Annotated in this window: 21 protein-coding genes; 16 read left to right on the forward strand and 5 right to left on the reverse strand. The window is 54.9% G+C overall.

The features are described from left to right. Positions 1-97: 97 nt before the first annotated feature. The 6 genes from GSQ62_RS16490 (at position 98) to GSQ62_RS16515 (ending at position 8321) form a co-directional block, all read left to right on the forward strand. A complete protein-coding gene (locus GSQ62_RS16490) occupies positions 98-1990 on the forward strand; it encodes an alginate lyase family protein (RefSeq protein ID WP_237586712.1) in 1893 nt (630 codons plus the stop codon). Between the two features lie 4 nt (positions 1991-1994). Further along, positions 1995-3263, forward strand: coding sequence for a glycosyltransferase family 4 protein (locus GSQ62_RS16495; protein ID WP_161890530.1), 1269 nt, complete (start codon positions 1995-1997; stop codon positions 3261-3263). Next, entirely contained in the window at positions 3232-3876 is a 645-nt protein-coding gene (locus tag GSQ62_RS16500) for a sugar transferase (RefSeq protein WP_161890531.1), read from the forward strand. The genes GSQ62_RS16495 and GSQ62_RS16500 overlap by 32 nt, the downstream gene beginning before the upstream one ends. Positions 3877-3994: 118 nt before the next feature. Next, positions 3995-4636: a NeuD/PglB/VioB family sugar acetyltransferase gene (locus GSQ62_RS16505; RefSeq protein WP_161890532.1), complete on the forward strand. Its 642-nt coding sequence runs from the start codon at positions 3995-3997 to the stop codon at positions 4634-4636. 10 nt (positions 4637-4646) lie between these two features. Beyond that, a complete protein-coding gene (locus GSQ62_RS16510) occupies positions 4647-5798 on the forward strand; it encodes a DegT/DnrJ/EryC1/StrS family aminotransferase (RefSeq protein WP_161890533.1) in 1152 nt (383 codons plus the stop codon). An 825-nt stretch (positions 5799-6623) separates the two neighbouring features. Next, positions 6624-8321, forward strand: coding sequence for a polysaccharide biosynthesis protein (locus GSQ62_RS16515; protein ID WP_237586722.1), 1698 nt, complete (start codon positions 6624-6626; stop codon positions 8319-8321). A 113-nt stretch (positions 8322-8434) separates the two neighbouring features. Here GSQ62_RS16515 and fahA read toward each other — a convergent pair whose 3' ends face one another. The 3 genes from fahA to GSQ62_RS16530 all read right to left on the reverse strand — a co-directional run bounded on the left by fahA (position 8435) and on the right by GSQ62_RS16530 (position 11268). Further along, a complete protein-coding gene (gene fahA / locus GSQ62_RS16520; RefSeq protein ID WP_161890535.1) occupies positions 8435-9706 on the reverse strand; it encodes a fumarylacetoacetase in 1272 nt (423 codons plus the stop codon). A 183-nt stretch (positions 9707-9889) separates the two neighbouring features. Beyond that, positions 9890-10159, reverse strand: coding sequence for a NifU family protein (locus GSQ62_RS16525; RefSeq protein WP_161890536.1), 270 nt, complete (start codon positions 10157-10159; stop codon positions 9890-9892). A gap of 5 nt (positions 10160-10164) precedes the next feature. After that, positions 10165-11268 (reverse strand): Mrp/NBP35 family ATP-binding protein, encoded by a 1104-nt coding sequence (locus GSQ62_RS16530; protein WP_161890537.1) that lies wholly within the window; start codon positions 11266-11268, stop codon positions 10165-10167. 221 nt (positions 11269-11489) lie between these two features. On the opposite strand from GSQ62_RS16530, the gene GSQ62_RS16535 reads away from it, so the two are divergent. The 5 genes from GSQ62_RS16535 to GSQ62_RS16555 all read left to right on the forward strand — a co-directional run bounded on the left by GSQ62_RS16535 (position 11490) and on the right by GSQ62_RS16555 (position 17632). After that, the gene (locus tag GSQ62_RS16535; RefSeq protein ID WP_161890538.1) at positions 11490-11990 is read left to right on the forward strand and encodes a hypothetical protein; all 501 of its coding nucleotides are present in this window, start codon (positions 11490-11492) and stop codon (positions 11988-11990) included. 94 nt (positions 11991-12084) lie between these two features. Then, positions 12085-12612 carry an O-acetyl-ADP-ribose deacetylase gene (locus GSQ62_RS16540; protein ID WP_161890539.1) on the forward strand — a complete coding sequence of 176 codons (528 nt, stop codon included), beginning with the start codon at positions 12085-12087 and terminating at the stop codon, positions 12610-12612. Positions 12613-12825: 213 nt separating this feature from the next. After that, complete coding sequence (gene dnaG / locus GSQ62_RS16545; protein ID WP_161890540.1) at positions 12826-14730, forward strand: DNA primase; 1905 nt, start codon at positions 12826-12828, stop codon at positions 14728-14730. 355 nt (positions 14731-15085) lie between these two features. Continuing rightward, the gene (locus GSQ62_RS16550) at positions 15086-16354 is read left to right on the forward strand and encodes a bifunctional 3,4-dihydroxy-2-butanone-4-phosphate synthase/GTP cyclohydrolase II (RefSeq protein WP_161890541.1); all 1269 of its coding nucleotides are present in this window, start codon (positions 15086-15088) and stop codon (positions 16352-16354) included. Positions 16355-16972: 618 nt separating this feature from the next. Continuing rightward, the gene (locus tag GSQ62_RS16555) at positions 16973-17632 is read left to right on the forward strand and encodes a hypothetical protein (RefSeq protein WP_161890542.1); all 660 of its coding nucleotides are present in this window, start codon (positions 16973-16975) and stop codon (positions 17630-17632) included. Positions 17633-17642: 10 nt separating this feature from the next. On the opposite strand, the gene GSQ62_RS16560 is transcribed toward GSQ62_RS16555, so the two are convergent. Continuing rightward, positions 17643-18413 (reverse strand): ABC transporter permease, encoded by a 771-nt coding sequence (locus GSQ62_RS16560; RefSeq protein WP_161890543.1) that lies wholly within the window; start codon positions 18411-18413, stop codon positions 17643-17645. Next, the gene (locus GSQ62_RS16565) at positions 18413-19309 is read right to left on the reverse strand and encodes an ABC transporter ATP-binding protein (RefSeq protein WP_161890544.1); all 897 of its coding nucleotides are present in this window, start codon (positions 19307-19309) and stop codon (positions 18413-18415) included. Before GSQ62_RS16565 ends, GSQ62_RS16560 begins: the two co-directional genes overlap by 1 nt. 122 nt (positions 19310-19431) lie before the next feature. On the opposite strand from GSQ62_RS16565, the gene GSQ62_RS16570 reads away from it, so the two are divergent. The 5 genes from GSQ62_RS16570 to GSQ62_RS16590 all read left to right on the forward strand — a co-directional run bounded on the left by GSQ62_RS16570 (position 19432) and on the right by GSQ62_RS16590 (position 23406). Beyond that, on the forward strand, positions 19432-20178 hold the full coding sequence (locus GSQ62_RS16570; protein ID WP_161890545.1) for a DUF72 domain-containing protein: 747 nt from the start codon (positions 19432-19434) through the stop codon (positions 20176-20178). A 175-nt stretch (positions 20179-20353) separates the two neighbouring features. Further along, complete coding sequence (locus tag GSQ62_RS16575; protein WP_161890546.1) at positions 20354-20983, forward strand: HAD family hydrolase; 630 nt, start codon at positions 20354-20356, stop codon at positions 20981-20983. 40 nt (positions 20984-21023) lie between these two features. Then, a complete protein-coding gene (locus GSQ62_RS16580; protein ID WP_161890547.1) occupies positions 21024-21608 on the forward strand; it encodes a DUF3267 domain-containing protein in 585 nt (194 codons plus the stop codon). Between the two features lie 413 nt (positions 21609-22021). After that, the gene (locus tag GSQ62_RS16585) at positions 22022-22813 is read left to right on the forward strand and encodes a YdcF family protein (RefSeq protein ID WP_161890548.1); all 792 of its coding nucleotides are present in this window, start codon (positions 22022-22024) and stop codon (positions 22811-22813) included. Between the two features lie 179 nt (positions 22814-22992). Next, positions 22993-23406 (forward strand): Dabb family protein, encoded by a 414-nt coding sequence (locus tag GSQ62_RS16590; RefSeq protein ID WP_161890549.1) that lies wholly within the window; start codon positions 22993-22995, stop codon positions 23404-23406. The last annotated feature ends 50 nt before the right edge of the window (positions 23407-23456 follow it).

Below are 23456 nucleotides of genomic sequence, written 5' to 3' on the forward strand. Positions count from 1 at the left end.
CCAACAGATACAGCGTCCGTATACCTCATCAGCAACTACTGCCTATATAAGGCATACATGCAGCAGCTGCGCGCGCGAGGATTTTGAATAACATTAAATGATAAACATAGGGACAGGCGTAGTGCACCTTTTGAAGAACATGGGGCCGCGTTACGTGGCTTACCGGGTTCGGCACGAACTGGAGAAAAAAGCGGGTGTCCTGAAGCGGCGGTTCCCCGATAACCAGCCGCACAAAAGCTTTATCCCGCTGGAGCAGTGGCGCGCTGACGCCGGCACCTTTCTTTTTGAAGACAGGCGCGATATAAAGCTGGAGAAGAACCCCGCATCGGCACTGAAGGAGAAAGCGGAGCAGATTCTCGAAGGTAAAATGACCTTTTTCAGCTCCCAATTATATGACCTCGGGAAAAGCTATGACTGGCTGACGAACCCGGATTCAGGCTTCCGCTACGACAACACCAAGCACTGGTCCCAGATCAGCGACCTGAACCCAGCCGCAGGGGATATCAAGTATGTGTGGGAAAAGTCGAGGTTCAGCTACCTGCATACCATTCTGCGCTACGACTACCACTTTGAGCAGGACAGCGCCGAGTGGGTTTTCTCGGAGATTGACAGCTGGATAAAGGCTAACCCGGTCAACTGCGGCCCGAACTTCAGGTGCAGCCAGGAAATATCGCTGCGCCTGTTTAACTGGTGCTTTGCCTTGCATTTCTACAAAGGCTCACCAGCCCTGACGGACGAAAGATGGCACAGCTACCAGCATTATATCTACTGGCAGCTGCACCACGTGTACCATCATATCGATTTTTCACGTATAGCGGTCCGGAACAACCACGCCATCACAGAAACCGCCCTGCTTTGCCTTTCTGAGTTTTTGTTTCCGTTCATCCCGGAGACAAAGCAATGGTCGGCGCGGGGGAGGAAATGGCTGGAGGAAGAAGTAGCGTACCAAGTATATGACGACGGCACCTTTCTGCAGCACAGCATGAACTACCACCGGGTAGTGGTGCAGGTGCTCACGTTGGTGCTCTCGCTTGCTGAGAAAAACGGCAGGCCTCTGTCCGGGAAAATGTATGAGGGCGCCTACAAATCGGTGAACTTCCTGCTGCAGTGCCAGCAGCTGACCACGGGCAGGCTTCCGAACACAGGAGCAAACGACGGGGCACTTTTCTTTCAGTTCTCAGGCAGCGACTACACCGACTACAGGCCGCAGCTCAACGCGCTGCATGTGCTGCTGACGGGGGAGAATTTATATAGTGGTGCGGGAGCATGGGAAGAGGAGGCAGCTTGGTTCGGCATCGGCAGGCAGGCAGGCAAGAGATTCTCTGCATTGCAACAGGAGCAGGGCATCATATCCTTCCCGATAGGAGGGTATTACCTGATAAGAGACGGGGACACGCTGAGCCTGATCAGGTGCGCCAGGTACAGGGACAGGCCCGGCCAGGCCGACAACCTGCATCTTGATATATGGGTGGGGGAGCAGAACATGCTGCACGACGCCGGCAGCTACAAATACAACACCGCGCAGGAGCTAAAGCGGTACTTCAACGGTACGCAGTCGCATAACACCGTGATGGTGGATGACCTTGACCAGATGCTGAAGGGGGAAAGGTTTATCTGGTATTACTGGTCTGAGGCCACGAACGTGAGGTTGTCTGAAGACACAGCATATTATGTTTTTGAGGGCACCATTAAAGCGTTCGGGCATCTTTCAAAATATATAACGCACACCCGCACGGTAAAGAAGAAGAAAGGAAGCAACACCTGGTTCGTGCAGGACGAGGTGCAGGGCTTGCCGGGGGGGCATATACTGAAACAGATGTGGCACACGGCTTTTTCCGATGAGGTTGCCGTACGGCCGCTGTCTGCAGAAGCGGTTCCTTCGGAAAAGCAGGGCTGGCAATCAGTGTATTACGGCACCAAAGAAGCCTGCACAGAGATGGTGGTCTCGAGCGAGAGCCGGCAAATTCAAACCCTGATTCAAATTACTTAGTCATATGAAAATTTTATTGCTACATCAGTACTTTCTGGAAGAAGATGATCCGGGAGGGTCCCGCTTTAATGAGATGACCAGGCAGTGGGCAGACCAGGGGCATGAGATAACCGTTATCGCCGGCATGATGCACTACAATGGCCTGCAGAAGCGGGAGGAATACCGGGGCCGGTGGGTGAAGAAGAAAAAGCAGGGTAAGGTCACGGTGTGGCGCACCCACGTCTCGGAAAACTATAACTCCGGCTTTGTCGGGCGGCTCTGGGGGTATCTTTCCTTTATGTTTTCTTCCCTGTGGGCGGGCTTGTTTAAGGTGGAGGGGAAACACGATGTCATTCTGGTGACATCGCCTCCCCTGACGATCGGCATATCGGCCTACATCATGGCAAAAGCAAAGCGCGTCCCCTTTATTTTTGAAGTGCGCGATCTCTGGCCGGAGTCCGCGATTGACACAGGGGTTGTCACCAACAAGCTGTTTATCAGAGCGGCCTACTGGCTGGAGGCGTTCATCTATGAGAAAGCCGCGCTCATCAATGTACTCACGCCCGCCTTCCGGCAGGCCCTGATTGAGAAAAAGAGCATACACCCCGGCAAAGTCATTTTTATCCCGAATGCGGCAGACTTCAGCCTGTCCGACAGTTTATTGGGCAGCTTCGACGCCGCGGCCTTCAGGAGGGAGCACAACTGGGAGAACAGGTTTGTTATTACATACGTAGGGGCACATGGCGTCGCAAACCACCTGGAGCAGATACTCGAAACAGCGGACCTGTTGCGCCATACCCCTGCTTTGTTCGTGCTGATTGGGGACGGTATGCAGAAAGCTAAGCTTGTGGCGCAGTCCAAAGCCATGGGGCTGGACAATGTGCTCTTCCTTGCTCCGGTCGCAAAGGCCGATGTGTTCAAGTATATATCCGCCTCAGATATGGGCGCGTCGGTGCTGAAGAAGGCCGACACCTTCAAAACGGTGTATTCAAATAAAACCTTCGACTATATGGCCTGCCAGAAACCGATTCTGATGGCGATAGACGGCGTGTCGAGGGAACTGGTGGAAAAAGCGGAGGCCGGCGTGTTTGTGGAGCCTGAGAACCCAGCTGATTTTGCGGCGAAGATCTCAGAGTACATGGCAGACCCCGAGCGAATCCGGCGGGAAGGCATGAACGGCTACACGTTTGCAAAGCAAAACTTTGACCGCGAGGTGCTCGCCAACAAATATTTATCGTCTTTAAAACTGTTTAGTGCAGCGTATGTACCCAAACCTGTTGAAGCGTATTCTTGATGTTGCCTTGGCCGTGGTGGCCATCATCTTATTGCTTCCGGTATTTCTGCTGGTTGCCGCCGGGCTTGCTGTGGCCAACAGGGGGAAGGTTTTCTTTCGCCAGACCCGGCCTGGCAAAGGGGGGAGGCTTTTCCGAATCTTTAAATTCAAGACAATGAACGATCTGACGGACGAGCACGGCAAGCTGCTGCCTGATGAACTGCGGCTCACGCCTATGGGCAGTTTCGTGCGGAAGACTTCCCTGGACGAGATTCCGCAGATCATCAATGTATTAAAGGGAGATATGAGCTTTGTGGGGCCGCGCCCTTTGCTGGTGGAATACCTGCCGCTGTACAACAGCACTCAACTGCGCAGGCACGAGGTGCGGCCCGGCATTACCGGCTGGGCACAGGTAAACGGCAGAAATGCGATAAGTTGGGAACAGAAATTTACCTATGACGTTTGGTATGTGGACCACCAATCCTTTGCGCTTGACCTGAAGATACTCTATAAAACACTCTTGAAGGTGATGAAAAGAGAGGGGATAAGCGCACAAGAGCATGTCACGATGCCGCCGTTCAGAGGCACGGCACCTGAAGAACAAATGCATCTGGCTGCCAGTAGCACCAGCTGAAAACTAACGAAAAAGTAAGCCTCCTTCGTTTATATATACAGGCGCACGCTGAGGTAAGAAACGGCAGGCGGAGACAGTATTTAAGCCACATAACACAGACTTGCCTTCGGGTATCACTATGAAGAAATTGCTCATTATCGGGTGTGGGGGAGTGGGCGGCTCTGTCGCAAACAACCTGCAGGAGTTCGTGGGAGATCAGTATACGCTGGAGGGGTTTCTCGATGACAACCCGCAGAAAGCCGGGAAAGAGTGCTACGGCCACCGGGTTATCGGGGGGATTGATAAGTTGCGCGATTATTCGTCAGAGGTTGCTGTGGCAATATGCGTAGCCAAGCCTGCCACCCGGAGAAGCATAGTTGAGAGGCTTCGTTCATATCCAAACGTCACATTCCCGCCGCTCATTTCCAAACATGCGTACCTCTCCCACAATATTACGTTAGGTAAGGGCGTAATTATATATGCGGGGGCGGCCATCGACTACAACACCAGCATCGCGGACTTTTCGATCATTAACATGAACTGCTCCGTTGGGCATGACTGTACGCTGGCAAAGTGCTCCACGCTGGCGCCTGGGGTATCTTTGGCGGGCTTCAGTTATATAGCGGAGTGCGCGGAGATGTGCATCAACTCGGCCACCGTGCAGGGCACGCGGGTGGGGGAAAACAGCATCGTGGGCGGCATGGGCATGGTAATCTGCGACATTCCGGCCAACTGCACGGCAGTGGGCGTGCCCGCAAAACCAATTAAGTATCATGAGTAACACAGGAAATATGGATCAGAAAATTTGGCTGTCGTCCCCGCATATGGGCGAGAGCGAGTTCAACTTCGTAAAAGAGGCTTTCGACACCAACTGGATTGCCCCGCTCGGCCCCAACGTGGACGGCTTCGAGAAAGACATTGCCGGCTTTTTAGGCAACGGGGTGCATGTGGCGGCGCTGAGCTCCGGCACGGCGGCGCTCCACCTGGCCCTGATACTGCTGGGCGTGAAGCAGGGCGATGAAGTGCTGTGCCAATCCATGACATTCTCCGCGTCGGCCAACCCCATCGTGTACCAGGGGGCCACGCCTGTGTTTGTGGACAGCGAAGAGGAAACCTGGAACATGTCTCCGGTGTTCCTGGAGGCCGCCATACAGGACCGCATAAAAAAAGGCAGCAAGCCAAAGGCCATCATCGTGGTGCATCTGTATGGCATGCCCGCCGATATGGACAGCATCATGGAGGTGGCAGACAGATATGAGATACCTGTAATAGAAGATGCGGCTGAGGCGTTGGGTTCTACCTACAAAGGGAGGCCTGCGGGCACCTTCGGGGCCATGAGTATCCTGTCCTTCAACGGCAACAAAATTATCACCACTTCGGGCGGGGGAGCGCTGGTTTCTGCCAACGAGGACTGGATCAAGCAGGCACGCTTTCTGGCGACGCAGGCACGGGATGCGGCTCCCCACTACCAACACTCCCATATAGGCTACAATTACCGCATGAGCAATGTCTGTGCAGGAATCGGGCGTGGGCAGATGGAAGTGCTGCCGCTGCGGGTGCAGCAACGGCGCAGAAACTTCGAGTTATACGGCGAGGCCTTCCGCTTCCTGCCGGAGGTGCGGCTGCAGGAAGAACCGAACCAGGATTACTTCTCCAACAGATGGCTCAGCACCCTGCTGATAGACGATTTGAAGGACGCGAACGTGAGCCGCGAGACGATCAGGCTGGCGCTGGAAAGCCGGAACATCGAGTCGAGGCCGCTATGGAAACCTATGCACCTGCAACCCGTTTTTGCGGGCGCCCCCTTCTACGGCGACGGGACCTGCGAGCGACTTTTCGAAAAAGGCCTTTGCCTTCCGTCTGGCTCCAACCTGCCAGAGACAGATATCAGCAAGGTGATTCACATCCTTAAAGATTGTCTCAGCCTTCCGGTAACGGCTTAAGCAAACATCGCCACACTGGTCAGGTGGGCTATGGCGCATCTTGTCTGGAGGGTATGCTATGTGCGGGTGGTTGATGGTGAAGAGCAACTTGCCGTTTGCCGCAATATGTGCTGCATGCGTTAGCTGCTCTCTGCTCCATCCGCGGGGTACTGCCTTGCCACCCGTTAGTTCAGTCGCTGCACAGGCTGGCCTGCGGCACATTCACAGGAGAGACCATGTTTTAAGAGGTTCTGTAGGAAACCTGAAATTGAACTTTGTCATCAGGTATCCTACTTGCCCATAAAGCGTATAGCAGTTACCTGATATTTTTGAGTTTATATATAGAGAAAGATCTAAGGTGATTTTCCGCTGCCGGCGGGAATATTTTTGACGTGATAGTTCAGAAAAAACTCTTTCCATTTGCTTTAAACAGGCTTTTTGAGGGGTATATATAATTTGAGCATTTTATGCCTGAAAATATATGACGTTTTTTGAATTTAAGCGTATACAGAGTTCCGATTCGGAATAATACCAAGCATTATAATATGGTTTATGTCCATCGGAGACTTATAATATGATTAAAATTAAAATAGCATGAAAGTATTTCTACTCAAAAACTCCCTTCCTAACTGGATAATCCTGCTGATAGATCAGGTAATAGCGAGTTGGTCATTTGCCCTTTCTTATTTTCTAATCTGGCAGTTTGAGTTTACCCACATTCTAAGAGGGCACTTCCTAATTTACATAGGAGTGTACTGCCTCGTATCCCTTAGCGTATTTTATAACCTGCGTCTTCACACGGGCCTTATCCGGTACTCAAGCACAGTAGACATCTACAGAATTTTCTTGGCAGTACTAACAACAAGCGTCGTATATGGCGCGATCGTGGCGCTGGTGATTTCCTCCATGTACCACATCGAGTCAAACAACATATACCTTGTACTGCTGGTAAACTTCTTCATCTCTTCCAGCCTGCTCGTTATGCTGCGAATCGGCACCAAAAGCGTGTTTTTTTTTGTGAAGAGAAGTAGTAAAGAGAAGAAAGAGAATGTACTCATATATGGCGCCAACAGCAGTTCCATTCTGGTAAAAGAAGCCTTGGAGACCAGCGGACTCGGTAAGTTTGTGGTAGTGGGTTTTATTGACGAGGACCAGACAAAGGCTAACAAGAGCATCCACCATATAAGAATCTACCATACCAGCGAGATCGGAAGGTTACACCGCAAGGCCCAGATCGACAAGCTGATTATGATGAACGAAGACCTGCGGGAAGGGCTCCGGAAGCAGCTGATAGACAAGTGCCTGGAGCTGAACATCAAGGTGCTGACCGTTCCGCCAACTGCGCAGTGGATGTCGGGGCACCTGCAGATGAACCAGCTGAAAGACCTCCGCATCGAGGACCTGCTGCAGCGGCCCATGATTAACCTGGAGAGCGAGATGGTGGCAAGCGACCTGAGAGGGAAGCGGATACTGGTAACCGGCGGTGCTGGTTCCATCGGATCCGAAATCGTAAGGCAGGTGCTGCATTACAACCCTGAAATGGTGGTGGTGTGCGACCAGGCCGAGACTCCCCTGCACCAGCTGCAGCTCGAAATGGAAGAGAAGTTCCCGAATGCGGATGTTCGCATCTGTGTCGGTGACATCAAGAACTTCGACAGGATGTACACGCTTTTCAAAGCCTACAGCCCCGAGATAGTGTACCATGCCGCTGCCTATAAGCATGTGCCTATGATGGAGAACAACCCGTCAGAGGCCATACTGACCAATATCCTGGGTACAAAGAACCTGGCAGACCTGGCCGTGAGCTGTGATGTGGAGAAGTTCGTTATGCTCTCGACAGACAAAGCCGTGAACCCAACCAACGTGATGGGGGCCTCCAAGCGCATTGCCGAAATCTACACGCAGTCGCTGAACGGGGTTGATCTGCTCGAGACGAATACGGCAGGCCTTGGCATCAGCACAACACCGAGGACCAAATTTATCACTACCCGGTTTGGCAACGTGCTCGGCTCCAACGGCTCTGTGATTCCCCACTTCCGTTCTCAGATTGAGAAGGGAGGCCCTGTCACGGTGACGCATCCCGACATCACGCGGTACTTTATGACGATTCCGGAGGCGGTGCAGTTGGTGCTGGAGGCAGGCACCATGGGCAATGGCGGCGAGATTTTCGTTTTTGACATGGGGCAGCCGGTGAAAATCGTTGACCTTGCGCACAAGATGATCCGACTGGCGGGGCTCGTACCCGGCGTGGATATAGATGTTGTTTTCTCCGGGCTGCGGCCGGGTGAAAAGCTTTACGAGGAACTCCTGAACAAAGAGGAACTGACAATACCCACACACCACGACAAAATAAAAATATCGCGGGTAAGAAAATACAAGTATGCCAAGGTAGAGGGCGATATACGAGAGCTGCTGAGCCTGAACAAAAGCAACGACGACTACAGGTTCGTGAGCAAGATGAAGGAGATGGTGCCGGAGTATATCAGCAAGAACTCTAAGTATGAGGAACTGGACGCCTCTGCCAGATATAAAAGCCAGCTTTAAGTCGAAAGCTGAACATATAAACTTTTAAGCGCCCCGGCGCCAGGTTATATATAGCCTGGTGCCGGGGCGCTTCTTTGTGCTTGCAGATGCAATAGTCATTTGCTTCGCGCTTGCTATATGGCGGGAAGCACCTGTGTTTTCAGCTCCCCAAAGCCAATCCGGATGCCGTTCCGCTCCCCGAAGCCGCGCATAATCACTGTGTCATAATCCTCCAGAAACCGGCGCTCCGAGCCATCGGGCAGTTGCAGCGGCTGCGTGCCTTGCCAGGTCAATTCCAGCATTGAGCCATAGGAGCCGTTGCCGGGGCCGCTGATGGTGCCGGATGCATACAGGTCGCCTACCTGCAGGTTGCAGCCGTTGCTGCTTTGGTGCGCCAGTTGCTGGCCCATGCTCCAGTACAGGTGTTTGGTATTGGTACGGCTGATGCTGACAGGCCCACTGCCCTGTGGCTGCAGCAGCACTTCCAGATTAATATCGTAGTGGCGACTGCCCAGAAACTCGAGGTAGGGCAGCGGCCTGGGGTCCTGCTCCGGCCCCTTCACCCGGAACGGCTCCAGCGCATCCAGCGTCACCACCCACGGCGACGTGGAAGAGGCGAAACTCTTTGCCAGGAACGGCCCGAGTGGCTGATACTCCCACGCCTGCATGTCGCGCGCCGACCAGTCGTTGAACAGCACCAGACCGAAGATATAATCCTCTGCCTCATATGGTGTGATGCTCTGCCCCAGCGCTGTTTCCCTGCCCGCGATAAAGGCTACTTCCAATTCAAAATCCAGTTGTCGGGTGGGGCCGAAGGTGGGTGCCGCCGCATCGGGGGCCCTGGTTTGCCCTTTGGGGCGGTGAATAGCGGTGCCAGACACTACGATAGAGGAGGCGCGGCCGTGATAGCCGACCGGCAGGTGTCTCCAGTTGGGCAGCAGCGCGTTTTCAGGGCCGCGGAACATGGACCCGACGTTGGTGGCATGCTGCAGGCTGCTGTAAAAGTCGGTGTAGTTGGGCACATGCACGGGCATCAGCAACTCGGCATCGCTCTGCTTTACCAGACAATCGCGAATGAGGTCGCTGTTGCCGCTTATCTCGTCGTTGTCGTTGCGCAGCAGCTCCGACACCCGGTTGCGCACCGCCCGCCATATAGGCTTGCCCAGGGCGATAAAATCATTCAGGGAAGGGCGGTGAAACACGGTTGGGTCCAGGTCAGTCAGCACGAAGAAGTCACGGCGGCCGAGCACGCACAGGTCCAGGATGTACTCGCCAATGGCCACACCCACGCGCGGGTCCCGTTCGGGTGTGCTGAATATGCCGAAGGGCAGGTTCTGGATGGGGAATTCGCTGTCAGCGGCTATCTCTATCCAGGAGTGGAGGGCTGGGTCGTTGGCTCGTATCATATCGTGCTTGCATCAGTTTATAGAGTAAATATAGCTTATTTGCCCTGGATGGGAAAGCAAACCACGCGGCAGATGTGAGCGGAAGATGCAAAGGAAAGGATTGGCGGGCGCAACGCAAAAAACGCGGGGATGGCCTGAACCACACCCGCGTCTCACATGCTGTTTATATATAAATGAAAGGTTTTACACCGACAACGGCAGTACGTTTATGGCCTCCACGGCCCTTATCTCCGGCACAGCCTTCAGCACCGACTGCTCCACACCGGCTTTCAGCGTCATGGTAGACATGGGGCAGGAGCCGCAGGCGCCCAGCAGTTCCAGTTTCAGCACCATCTCGTCTGTTACCTCCAGCACCTTTACATTGCCCCCGTCAGCTTCAAGGTAGGGCCTTATCTGGTCGAGGGCGCCTTCGATGCGGAGCATGAAATCTTGATCTACGTTTATGGCTGCCATTGTCTTTAAGTTTTGATTTCTACTGGTTTTGTTTTGGACAGGGTAGCGTTGCGGACAGACACCTGCTGCGCCACGGCCTGGGCCAACTCTCTGAAAACACCCGAAGCCGCAGAATCGTTCTGTAAAACCGCAGGAGTTCCGGCATCGCCGCTCTCGCGGATGCTTTGCACCAGCGGCACCTGGCCCAGAAGTGCCACGTCGTACTTCTCGGCAAGCGCTTTTCCGCCACCCGTTCCGAATATATAATACTTGTTATCCGGCAGCTCGGCAGGTGTAAAATAAGCCATATTCTCCACAACGCCAAGCACTGGCACGTTTATCTGCGGCTGCCGGAACATCTGCAGGCCCCTTACCGCATCGGCCAGCGCCACCTTTTGCGGCGTGGTCACAATCACGGCGCCTGTAACGGGCAGCGCCTGCACCATGGTCAGGTGGATGTCTGAAGTGCCCGGAGGCATGTCCAGCAGCAGGTAGTCCAGTTCTCCCCAGTCCACATCAGAAATGAACTGGCGCAGCGCAGAACTGGCCATCGGGCCGCGCCACACCACCGCGCCATCGGCGGGCGTCAGGAAGCCGATCGACATCATCTTCACGCCATACTGCTGTACCGGCACGATGTAGTTCTTGCCGTGGTCGCCCTGGATCATCTGGGGGCGCTCCTGCTCCACACCGAACATCGTCGGGATGGACGGGCCGGAGATATCCGCGTCGATCAGGCCTACCCGCGCACCGGACTGCGCCAGCGCAATAGCCAGGTTGGTGGTAACCGTAGACTTGCCGACACCGCCTTTGCCGGACGCCACCGCAATGATATTCTTCACGCCTCTGAGCACTTCGGAGGTATCGCCGCGGCCCGAAGTCACGCGCGAGGTCATGTTCACGGTCACGTTGGCCTCTTTGTCCACCATCGTGTGGATGGCGGTCACGCAGGCGTTGCGGATCAGGTCTTTCAGGGGGCAGGCGGGCGTGGTGAGGATAACGGTGAAACTTACTTCCTTTCCATTCACCTGCACGTTCTCCACCATGTTCAGCGTCACGAGGTCTTTGCCCAGGTCGGGCTCCTCCACGTAGCTGAGGGCTTTTAGTATATCTTCTTTCGAAATAGCCATATATAAATGCTTTGGGATTCGCCCTGCAAAGATACTGAACAAAAACCGCTATTCATAAGCCAAGGCCTTTAGAGTGTAACAGGCCATCGCCTGTATAAGTTTGGCCCTGGCGCCATCTAAAATTATATAGGTGCCAATGCAACGCCAGGCAGGCCGGGCTGGTCATAAGGTCAGCTGCGCTCGCTATATGTAATTTTCCTCGGTCATATATGTCACGCCCAATGAAAAGCAGTATATTACTCTCCGTCTTCTTTTTTGCATCCATCACGAATGCGTTCTCCCAGGAAGCAAAGACATTCTATATGACGATCAACATGAATGACAAGGCCTGCACCCATATAGTGGACGGCTTGATTTCACCCGCGACTGTTGAGATACCCGGCAGGCAGCTTGCGCATTTTGAGCAGGCCGCCAGCAACGAGAAGCTGGAGAAATTTGGGGTGGCGGGCAGCCCCTGCGTGATGGTCAGATCATCTGCTGACCTTGCCATCGAGAACTATATATACCGGCAGGTACACGAGGAGGTGCAGCAGATTGGCATCCAATATAAAATACCCATCGCCGTAAACGGAAAACTGGTGCATTCTTTCTCAGAAAGGCGCAGCCAGCTCAGCAGGCTTCGGGAAGATCAAATAAAAGCCGTCCGGTTCCTGGACAAAGCGGCAGCGCAGGCTATATATGGGGACAAGGTGGTTTTCGGGCTGGTTGAGATTACGATGTGAGGGGAGTGATACGCTGGATGAACTCGGCACGATTATAGCAATTTCTCCGCCCCTGGCAGTTTTTTGCCGTAATTGAAAGAAAAAGCGACAGGCCATGGCAGAGACAATAATAGAAGTACAACAGGGTGATATTACTAAAATAAAAGTGGACGCGGTGGTGAACGCCGCAAACAGCAGCCTGCTGGGCGGCGGCGGTGTGGACGGCGCCATCCACAGGGCGGGCGGCCCCGATATTCTGGAGGAGTGCAGGCAGATTAGGGCGCGGCAGGGCGGCTGTGATACAGGGGAGGCCGTTATCACAACAGGCGGCAACCTGCCGGCACAGTACGTGATCCACACCGTGGGCGCCGTGTGGTCTGGCGGCCGCAACGGGGAACCGGAGCTGCTGGCCAATTGCTACCATAACAGCCTCCGCATTGCCTCCGAAAAGCAGTTGCGGAGCATCTCCTTCCCCAACATCAGCACCGGCATATACGGCTACCCCAAACCCCAAGCCGCGCAGGTGGCGGTGCAGGCAGTGAAGGATTTTTTAAAAGACAATGATACGAGCCTGCAGCGGATTGTTTTTGTTTGCTTCGACGCCGAGAACCTGAAGCTGTATGAGGGAATTTTGAATAACTGAATAGTAAACAAGGAGGTGAGGCCTATATAGTTTGCCACCAGGTTCCCCCGAATCAAGTTCTGGATGTGCCACTTTCAGGATGGCAAAATGGGTTAAAGATCAATAGGTGCTTGATTATTTTTGAATTCCTGATCAGGTATTCAGTCACTCAAAATTCAGTTATTCAAAATTCCCCGCAAGCCTTATCTTTGTCTTCCGCTTATCCCTTTGCCCATGTCCCTGATCCCGAAAGAAGTTGTTGACCAAGTGCTGGCGCAGGCCGATATTACGGAGGTGGTGGGCGATTTTGTGTCGCTGAAGAAGAAGGGCCAGAACCTGTGGGCCTGCTGCCCTTTCCACCACGAGAAGTCGCCTTCTTTTTCTGTTTCGCCGGCAAAAGGTATATATAAATGCTTCGGCTGCGGCAAGGCAGGTAACTCGGTGCAGTTTATCATGGACGTGGAGGGCACCAGCTTCCCGGAGGCGATCAAGTACCTGGCCAAGAAGTACAGCATCGAGATACCGGAGGAGCACCCGAACCCGGAGTACGCCAAAGAGCAGAGCGAGCGCGACAGCCTTTTCATCGTTTCTGAATTCGCCAACAAGCATTTCCAGCACAACCTGCATCAGCACGAGCAGGGCGGTATCGGGATGTCGTACCTGAAGCACCGCGGCATGAGCGCCAGCACCATCAATAAGTTTGAGCTCGGCTACAGCGTGGATGAGTGGACGGACCTGACAGATGCCGCCGTGAAAGCAGGGTATCAGCAAAAATACCTGGAAGCCACCGGCCTCACCATCGTGAAGGAAGACGGCAAAAAGTACGACCGTTTCCGGGGCCGCGTCATGTTCCCGATCCACAACGTGTCGGGGCGTGTGGTGGGCTTCGGCGCCCGTACCCTGAAGACGAACGACAAGAAAAGCCCAAAGTACCTCAACTCCCCGGAGTCCGATATATACCACAAGAGCAATGTGCTGTACGGCCTGTTCCAGGCGAAGCAGGCCATCCGGATGCAGGACGTGTGCTATATGGTGGAGGGCTACCTCGATGTGCTGTCGCTGCACCAGGGCGGCATCGAGAACGTGGTGGCCTCCTCGGGCACCTCGCTCACCGAAGGCCAGATCAAGCTCATCGGGCGCTATACCCAGAACATCACGGTGCTGTACGACGGCGACGCCGCCGGTATCAAAGCCTCGCTGCGCGGCATCGACCTGATCCTGGAGAGCGGCCTGAACGTGGAGGTGGTGACGTTCCCGGAAGGGGAGGACCCGGATTCTTATATCCAGAAAGTGGGCGACACGGCTTTCAAAGGCTATATAAAAGAGCACGCGCAGGATTTTATATCCTTCAAAACCAGCCTATATGCCGCCGAGACCAAAGGCAGCCCGGTAAAGAAGGCTGAGGCAATCCGGGAGATAGTGGCCTCCATCGCCAAAGTCCCGGACGCGATCAAGCGCTCTGTGTTCTTCCGGAGCTGCAGCCTTATCTTCGATATAGATGAGCAGGTGCTGATCTCGGAGTACAACAAAATGCAGCTGCAGCAGCCGCAGCAGAGCCTTCCGGATGAGATTATTTCTCCTCCGCCCGCCGAAATAGTGCCCGAGAAGCCGGTGTCGGATGTGGATTTGCTGCGGCGCTACGAGCGCGAGATTGTGCGGATGCTGCTCAACTACCCCGACCGTGTGCTGGAGGACGGCCTGAACACCTGCCAGTATATGCTGGAGCAGTTGGAGGACGTGGAGTTCCGGACGCCGCTGTACGCCCGCCTGATGGAGCTGATAAAAGACAAGCTGTGCGACGGCAACCTGGCTACAATCGAGGATTTTATCAACCACCCCGACCAGGAAATACGAAGCGAGGCCACCAACCTGCTCTCAGACCCGCACGAGCTGAGCCACAACTGGCAAACGCACCAGATTTTCGTGCCCACTGAAACCGACCTTCTGCCATATGGTGCGGAGCGGGCGGTGCTGCGCCTGAAGTGGCGCAACGTGGAACTGATGATAAAAGGGGAGATGGAGAAACTGCGCCTCGTCACAGACCCGCAGGAGCAGGTCCAGCAGCTCATGTTTATCCGCAACCTCAAAACCCTCCACTGCCAGTTGGGCGATATGCTCGGCATTGTGGTGAACAGGTAAATTACCTCTCCCCGGCCCTCTCCTAAAAACAGGAGAGGGGGTAAGAAAGCCGATTTCAAAGACCTCGCGGTGTCCAAAGGTCCCGCGAGCGTCTGACATCAGAAGCTTTGCTATATATAGCAGACGCTCGCATCTGCCCTGAAATGCTTCAGGGCAGATGCGCACGCTGCGAGGTCAGGGCTAATCTCCTATATAAGCTTCATCATCCTCAACTAAATCCGGCTCAAAACTGTTGTTCAAATAAAAAAGGGAAAGCGGCGTAAACTTCCTAATTTTGCGCTGCTTTACGGAAATACAACAAGCTTCGCTGCTGCCACCTATATAGAAGAGGCAGCACAGGCACAACAGAAACAGCATGGATTCCAATATAAATACCGATCTCAGGCCGCTGGATGCCATCGAGTCCGCTATCGAGGATATACGCCAGGGCAAAGTGGTGATAGTGGTGGACGACGACGACCGCGAGAACGAAGGCGACTTTATATGCGCCGCCGAGAAAATCACCCCCGAAATCGTCAACTTCATGGCCACCCACGGCCGCGGCCTCATCTGCGCGCCGCTCACCGAAGAGCGCTGCGAGGAACTGGGGCTGGAACTGATGGTGGGGCGCAACACGGCCCTGCACGCCACGCCCTTCACCGTGTCCGTCGACCTGATCGGGCACGGCTGCACCACCGGCATCTCCGCCTCTGACCGCGCCAAAACCATTAAGGCGCTGGTAGACCCTGAGACAGACCCGCACTCCCTGGGTAAGCCCGGGCATATCTTCCCCCTGAAGGCCAAGAAAGAGGGGGTTATTCGCCGTGCCGGCCACACCGAGGCAGCCGTGGATCTGGCGCGCCTGGCCGGACTGGCCCCGGCCGGTGTGCTGGTGGAGATCATGAACGAGGACGGCTCGATGGCCCGCCTCCCGGATCTCTTCCAGGTGGCAGACCGCTTCGACCTGAAGCTCATCTCGATTAAAGACCTGATAAAGTACCGCCTGAAGAAAGAGAGCCTGATAGACCGTGAAATTGCGGTGCAGATGCCGACGGACTACGGCAACTTCGACCTGTATGCCTTTACGCAGCGCAGCAACGGGGCCAAGCACCTGGCGCTGGTAAAGGGCACCTGGGAGGAAGGCGAGCCGATTCTGGTGCGGGTGCATTCTTCATGCGTGACCGGCGATATTTTCGGCTCGTGCCGCTGCGACTGCGGCCCGCAACTGCACGAGGCCATGCGGATGATTGAGCGGGAAGGCAAAGGGGTAGTGGTGTATATGAACCAGGAAGGCCGCGGCATCGGACTGATAAACAAGCTGAAAGCCTACAAACTGCAGGAGCAGGGCCGCGACACGGTAGAGGCGAACCTGGAACTGGGCTTCGGCATGGACGAGCGCGACTACGGCGTAGGGGCCCAGATTCTGCGCGACCTCGGCGTGACGAAGATGCGGCTGATTTCCAACAACCCCAAGAAGCGCTCCGGCCTGATGGGCTATGGCCTGGAGATTGTGGACCGGGTGCCCATTGAAATATCGCCGAACCAGCACAACCAGCGCTACCTCACCACCAAGCGCGACAAGTTGGGACACGAAATCCTGAAGGACGTCACCATCAAGCACCAGACCAACACGAATTATAAATAACGAAATCCTGAGTAAACGCGAGAACCCGCCGCTACTCAGGATTTTTCTTTTCAGGTGAGCGCTGTTGGCATAATATCAAAATCAGCCATCTCTTTTGCATACCCGCTCTGCAAGTAAATCGAACCACCCTGCACTTCCTTGCCCTTGTAGAGGGTTCCTGTCTCCAGGAAGGGCGCTTTTTATCTGGCCTTTCCTCCCTTCCTCAGAGTAAGCGGCTGATTATGCATGGGCTGTATTTATTTAAATGGCTGTAACAAAAATCACCTCTCATACCCATATCAGCCGGTTCGTTCAAGCTCAATTTTAAACTCCTACTGGAAATTCCCCTCCTTGGAGTGGGTAGGGGTGGGTTTAAGTTTTACGCAAAACCTAATCAGCAAAACCTGTTTGATAATAGTACCAGCTCTGCTTTAGACTTTGTGAAAGGCTTCAATGTTTTTTCCTGTTTATACGTCGGCTATATGGCACTGTATAATAGCAGTAGGTTTATTTTTCTGTGTTTATATACTTAATGTCAATGCGTTAGCAACTTTTTAGGGCCAGCGCGCATACAAAAGAAAGGAGCCGGGGCAACCCGGATACCGGTTAATAAATTGTACCATTAAAACCATTTTTAACATGAAAACATATATAGCGATGATGGGCATGTTGGTTTTCGCGGTTGGTGTCTCGCTAAATGCGCGGGGGCAGCAGGTTTCCGGCCAGGAGGTGCAGCAGTGGCCTATCGGGAAAGTAGTGCTGACGGACGGCGACATCCTATATGGCCCGCTGGCTTTTTACCGATCGCAGGATGTGGTAAGCGTACAGCAAGAGGACGGCGGCATCCATTCTTTCACGCCGGTGAACGTGCAGTACTTTGTGGGGCAGGACCAGCCCAGCGGCCGTACTTACCTGTTCAGGTCTTTGCGCTGGGATATGGGGCGAAAAGGCTCCGACTTTAAGAAACCAACCTTTTTTGAGCAGCTGAACCAGGGGCCGTTCACGCTGCTGCGGCGGCAGTTTGCCCGGTACGAAGAGCCAGGCCACCCAACAAACCTTTACAGCCAGCGCGGCGCCTCTTTGCCAGTGACCTTTGCCGCTATGGGTGAGCCGTATGAGTTTTACTATATACTGCTGCCTGACGGGGAAATTGTGACGCTGCAGAAAGTGCGCAAAGACCTGCACAAACTGTTTGGCGACAAATCGAGGGAGGTGAAGGACTACGTGAAAGAGCACAGCCTGGACTATGACCGGCCCTACAAGCTCATCGCCATCGTGAATTACTTCAACTCGCTATAGGCGGCAGGGCCTATAAGTCGCGGAGCCTGAGGGTGTAGTAACTCAGCAGACAGAACAGAACGATATAGCCAATGGCCGGCAACACAGCCCAGGCGGGAGAGAGCAGCTCGGTGGGCGTCGTCAGCTGGTCCAGCATCTCCTGGCCGGGCATGGGCGTGAGGCTTCCCAACACCTTCATCGGCATGTACTTGTCCACTTCGTCAGGTAACCGGAAATGCAGGAGCGGCTCCACGATTTTGGCGTAGGCCATAAATGCGATAATGGCCAGCCCGCTTTTTTTGATGAGAAACCCGAACAGCATGGCCAGCGTCATATAGCCCACCGCCTGCACAAAGTAGTAGGAGAGCGCGTCTATCTGGCCGAAGATGGCGCTCCAGGAGCGGTCGGTGCTGTGGAGCAGCCCGAAGTACAGACCCAGCAGGAGCAGGAAAACCGTGCCGAAAACGCCCAGCGCTAGCACCACGTAGAATTTGGCCAGCACCAGGTCGGCCCGCGAGAGGCCGTCGATGACCTGTTGCCGCAGCGTCCGGAAGCTGTATTCATCCGACACCAGCACAATGACCAGAATGCCGAACAGCAGGTTGAAAAAGCTGGCGATATAGGTCAGGTAGCGCCAGAAGGCGGGCAGGCCGTACATCTCCTCCCCCAGCTCGCTGCCATTGACGGTGACTTTGCTGCTGGCATACAGAATCAGCAACAGCAGCAGGGCATATATGGCCAGTATCACCCACACTGTGCGGTAAGGCAGAATTTTATGCAACTCTATGCGGAGTAGGTTCATCAGGCTTGCTGTTTTATGATTTCCAGGAACTGCGCCTCCAGGCTCTTGCGGCGCACCGTGAGCTGCGAAAGCACAATGCCCGCCTCAAACATGGCTCTGTTCACATCCATGCTGCTGTAGCCGTCCTGCAGCGTCAGGTACACGAGGTCGCGCTCTGCCCAGTACGTGTCCACGAAAGGGAGTTGCTGCAGCACTTCCAGCACGCGGGCGGTGTCGGTCGCGCCCAGGATAATCTGGTCTTTGTCCGAGAGAATGGTGTTGACCGGGCCTTCCGCGCGCAGCACGCCTTGCTGCAGCACGGCCACATGCGTACACACTTTTTCCACCTCATCCAGCAGGTGGCTGGCCAGGATGATGGTCTTGCCTTCGGCGGCTATTTTCAGAATCAGTTCGCGCACCTCGGCAATGCCCTCGGGGTCCAGGCCGTTGGTGGGCTCGTCCAGCACCAGGACCTCCGGGTCGTTCAGCAAGGCGGCGGCAATGGCCAGCCGCTGCTTCATGCCCAGCGAAAAGCCTTTGAAAGGGCTGCGCTTCCGCTGCTCCAGCCCCACCAGTCGCAGCACCGGATCGATTTTGCCGTAGCCTGCGCCTTTTACATCGGCAACAAGCTGCAGGTTCTTTTGCGCGCTGAGATAGGGGTAGAAGTTGGGTGTTTCGAGCAGGGCGCCCACGCGGCGCTTCGTGTCGCGGCTGATGGGCTGCCCGAACCAGTAGAAACTGCCCGCGCTGGGCCAAATCACGTCCAGCACCATGCCCAGCGTGGTGGTTTTGCCGCTGCCGTTCGGCCCCAGCAGGCCATAGATGCTGCCCTGCCCCACGTGTATCGAAAGCCGGTCCACGGCCTGGAGGGAGCCGTAGCGTTTGGAGAGGGAGTTTATTTCCAGTATGTCTGCCACGCGTGCGTCGGTTTATATCTGCTGCTTTACAGCTTTACCTGCCTATATAAATCAGGTGATGCAAATAAAAGCATTCTGCCGGAATAAACACAAGGGCCGCCGGTTTGCGTACTGTCCTTACCATGGCACTACACGACAAGCTATATATAGGCACCTCGGGCTGGAGCTACCGCTGGCAGGGCGTTTTTTACCCGGAGGATTTGAAATCAGCGGAGCGGCTGGGCTACTACGCCACGCGCTTTAACACCACCGAACTCAACAGCAGCTTCTACCATTTCACGATGGCAAAGACCATTGAGAAGTGGCTGGCGGAGACACCACCCTCGTTTAAATTTGCGGCCAAAATGCACCAGGAAGTGACGCACAAGCGGCGCCTCGTGGACGCCGAGGAGCCGGTGGAGAAGTTTATGTCGCGCTTCCTGGCAATGGGGGAGCGGCTGGGGCCGGTGCTGGTGCAGTTGCCCGGCAGCCTGCACTTCGACTTTGGCGTGGCGGCGGATTTTTTCGGGATGCTCCGCGGGAAGTGCCCTAACGCCGTTTTTGCGCTGGAGGCGCGGCACAAGTCGTGGTTTACGGAGCAGGCGCAGGAACTGCTGCAGGAGCACGCCATCACGTGGGTGATCACGAGCGCTGGCAAGCGCTTCCCCGGCCTCGAAACAACCACCACCGATACCGTGTACCTGCGCCTCCACGGCGACGAAAAGCTATATGCCTCCGCCTACACCGACGAGCAACTGGAGCGCTACGCCTATATGGTACACGACTGGCTGCTGGACGGGAAGCAGGTATGGGTCTTCTTCAACAACACCATCCTCGGCAACGCCGTCTTCAATGCCGACAAGCTGCGGGAACTGGTGCTTCATATATAATGGTGGGCACTTTCGTCCCCCTTTGAAGGAGGTGAGGGGGATGATTTACCCCTTCTGATACACTAAAACCAGCGGCCGCCTTCTGAATTATACCTTATCTTTGCAGAACGAAACAGCATATTAAACCGGCAGGCACGCATCATATATAGAGAAAAGCCTGCCATATATAAAACACATGAACCAACAAACAGACGGAATCATATTCGACCTCGACGGCACGTTGTGGGACTCGACGCAGGCGGTGGCCGATGCCTGGCAGACCTCCATCAGCAAACTCGACTACATAGACCGCACCGTGACGCAGGAGGATGTCCGCGCCATCACAGGCATGCCCTACAATGCCATATACGACAAGCTGTTCCCGAACCTGAATGAAAACCAGCGGCAGGAGCTGATGGGCCTTTGCGCCGAAGAAGAGCTCCGGCACCTGAAAGCGGAGGGCGGGATTTTATACGAGGGGCTGGAGGAGACGCTGACTTACCTGCAACAGAAACACCAACTCTTTATTGTGAGCAACTGCCAGGTGGGCTACATCGATATTTTCCTGGAGTACCACAACATGCAGCGCTTCTTCACCGACCACGGCTGCTTCGGGGATTTCCACAAGCCCAAGGGCGAGAACATCAAAGACATCATCCGGCGCAACAATCTGAAATCAGCGGTATATGTGGGCGACACCAAAGGCGACTACGAAGCGAGCCAGCTGGCCGGGGTGCCGTTTGTATATGCCCGGTACGGTTTTGGCGAGGTAGCAGCAGATGTGCCCCATATAGACCAGTTCGCAGACCTCCGGAAGTTGTTTTAAGGCCGTTACAGGTCATTAAACCATATATAGCGAAAGAGGCATGGGCACAGATTCACATCAGCGCATCGAGCTTTCCGTGACAGCCGCCGAGGCGAATTGGAAGGCGCTGGCTTTTGCCTTTCCGGTGATGGTGCTGCTGCTCGTGCCCTATATATGGCTGTGGCCGGAGCAGTTCTCTTCCGAAACCATAGCAGGCCTGGCGAAGACGCATGGGGCCCGTATCCTGTTGCTGCCTTTCCTGATGATGCTGGTGTTTATACCGGGAGCGGTGGTGCACGAGTTGCTGCACGGCCTTACCTGGGCCGCCTTCTGCAGGCGCGGCATCAAGTCCATCAGGTACGGGGTGTACTGGAAAGCGCTCACGCCCTATTGCCATTGCGAGGAGGTGTTGCCGCTGCGGCCCTATGTGCTGGGTGGGATGATGCCGGGCCTCGTGATGGGCATACTGCCTGCCGTGGTGGGGGTTATCTGGGGCAATCCGTGGGTGTTTTCCTTCGGGCTGTTTTTCACGCTGGCCGCCGCCGGCGACATGCTGGTGCTCTGGATGCTGCGCCACTGCCACGCCACCGACCTCGTGCAGGACCACCCCGAGAAAGTCGGCTGCTACGTGCTGCGCGAAGTGTAAGACATAATTTTAATGCTACTTTACCCGAACCTCTAAAGAAGTTCATGATTTATGATGATGGGTAAATTACTCAAGCAAGCGACACTTCTAGTTCTGCCCGGAGTGAAAGCTCTTCCAGTTTTTCCGGGAGGCGCTGCTGGGGGTAGGGGCCCTCTGTTCCGAGAGTTCCCGGTGCCGCGGGAGCGGCAGCCGTCTTGACAAGGGGCCCCAACCCCTGGCAGGAAACGAAATAGAGGCCCCCTACCCCCGGCAGCTTCTGTTACAAGGTGCCGAAGGGGAAGTAGTTTACCCCGAAGCATTTCGGGGAGGCCACTCGGCCTGAGAGCACCAAAACAGGCTATAGAACTAAGAAGAAGTTATTCCAATAGGATGAACGACGGTTCTCAGCGTAGGCAAAATTATATCACTTTACCATGCAGCCAAATCAACACCACGTCTCCCTGTTCAACCTCCTCATCCCCTTCCTGGCGAAGCGCGACATCAGCAGCCTTACGGCGCAGGAACTGCAGGCTATATATAGCATCCCGCAGGCCGACCTGTTGATTTTGCTCGGCAACAGCAGTTTATATGTGGCGGAGCAGGCGGCCGTGGCCTACCGGGAGGGGCTGGCAAAGGAACTGATGATTTGTGGCGGCATCGGCCACTCCACGCATTTCCTGGAGCGCAACATCCGCCGGCACCCGGTTTACAACAATGTGGACGTGGGAGGCAGGCCCGAGGCAGATATGCTGCAGGATATTCTGGTAAAATACCTGGGGATGCAACCGGGCGAGATCATTCTGGAGAACCAGTCCACTAACTGCGGCGGCAACGCCACGGAGGCCCGCAAGGTGCTGGAGAGGCTGCAGAAGCATCCAAAAACCTTGCTGCTGCTGCAGGACCCGGTGCTGCAGCGCCGCACGCAGGCCTCTTTTGAGAATGTGTGGCAACAGGCGGAAGTGCAGTTTATCAGTTATGCGGCCTTTGTGCCGCTGCTGCAACTGAAGGAAGGAGCTTTCGCCTTCGCAAACGAGGCCCACAGCGAGTTCTGCGGGATAGACAGGTTCCTCTCTTTGGTGATGGGTGAAATACCACGGCTCCGGAACGACGCCAACGGCTACGGCCCCAGGGGCAGCGGCTTTATCACGGCCGTGGAGATTCCGGCGGAAGTAGAGGCGGCTTACGAAGAACTGGCCACTTTATATCCCTTTTTCGTGCGGAAATAGGCTGTTTGCAACTACCTTTGCACAGCATTTGCGGGCGCTACTGCCCCAGGCCGAATGCTGTTGAGCTGATTTCGGGATAAATGCTTACCTTCCGCGGCCATTCACGGGGAGGTAAAGCGAACAAAATTCAAACAGCGCATATACTCCTTTTCAACTCAGCTAAAACAAGGACCCCATATATGAAAAAACAATCCAGACGACTGTTCCTCGGTAACGCGACCGCCTTTTCGCTTGCCGGTTTCTTTGGCCTGATGCCTGCGTCAGCTAAAAGCAAAGCGAACAAGAAAGGTGATTTTGTGCATCACGTATACTTCTGGCTCAAAAACCCGGACTCTGCCGAAGACAAAGCCAAGCTGATAGAAGGCCTCACCACCCTGAAAAAAATCAAGCCCATCCGCCTGGCGCGCATCGGGGAGCCCGCCACCACCAACCGCGATGTCATCGAGCGCGGATACCAGGTGTCGTGGCTGCTGTTTTTCGACAACCTCGAAGACCAGGAAATCTACCAGACGCACCCCGTGCATCTGAAGTTTGTCGAGAATTATTCAAACCTTTGGGAAAAAGTGGTGGTGTACGATTCAGTGGACGTATAGCCTACTCAGAGCGCATATAAATTTAAAAGAGCCACCTATATGGGTGGCTC

Source organism: Pontibacter russatus, assembly GCF_009931655.1.
Classification (GTDB): domain Bacteria; phylum Bacteroidota; class Bacteroidia; order Cytophagales; family Hymenobacteraceae; genus Pontibacter; species Pontibacter russatus.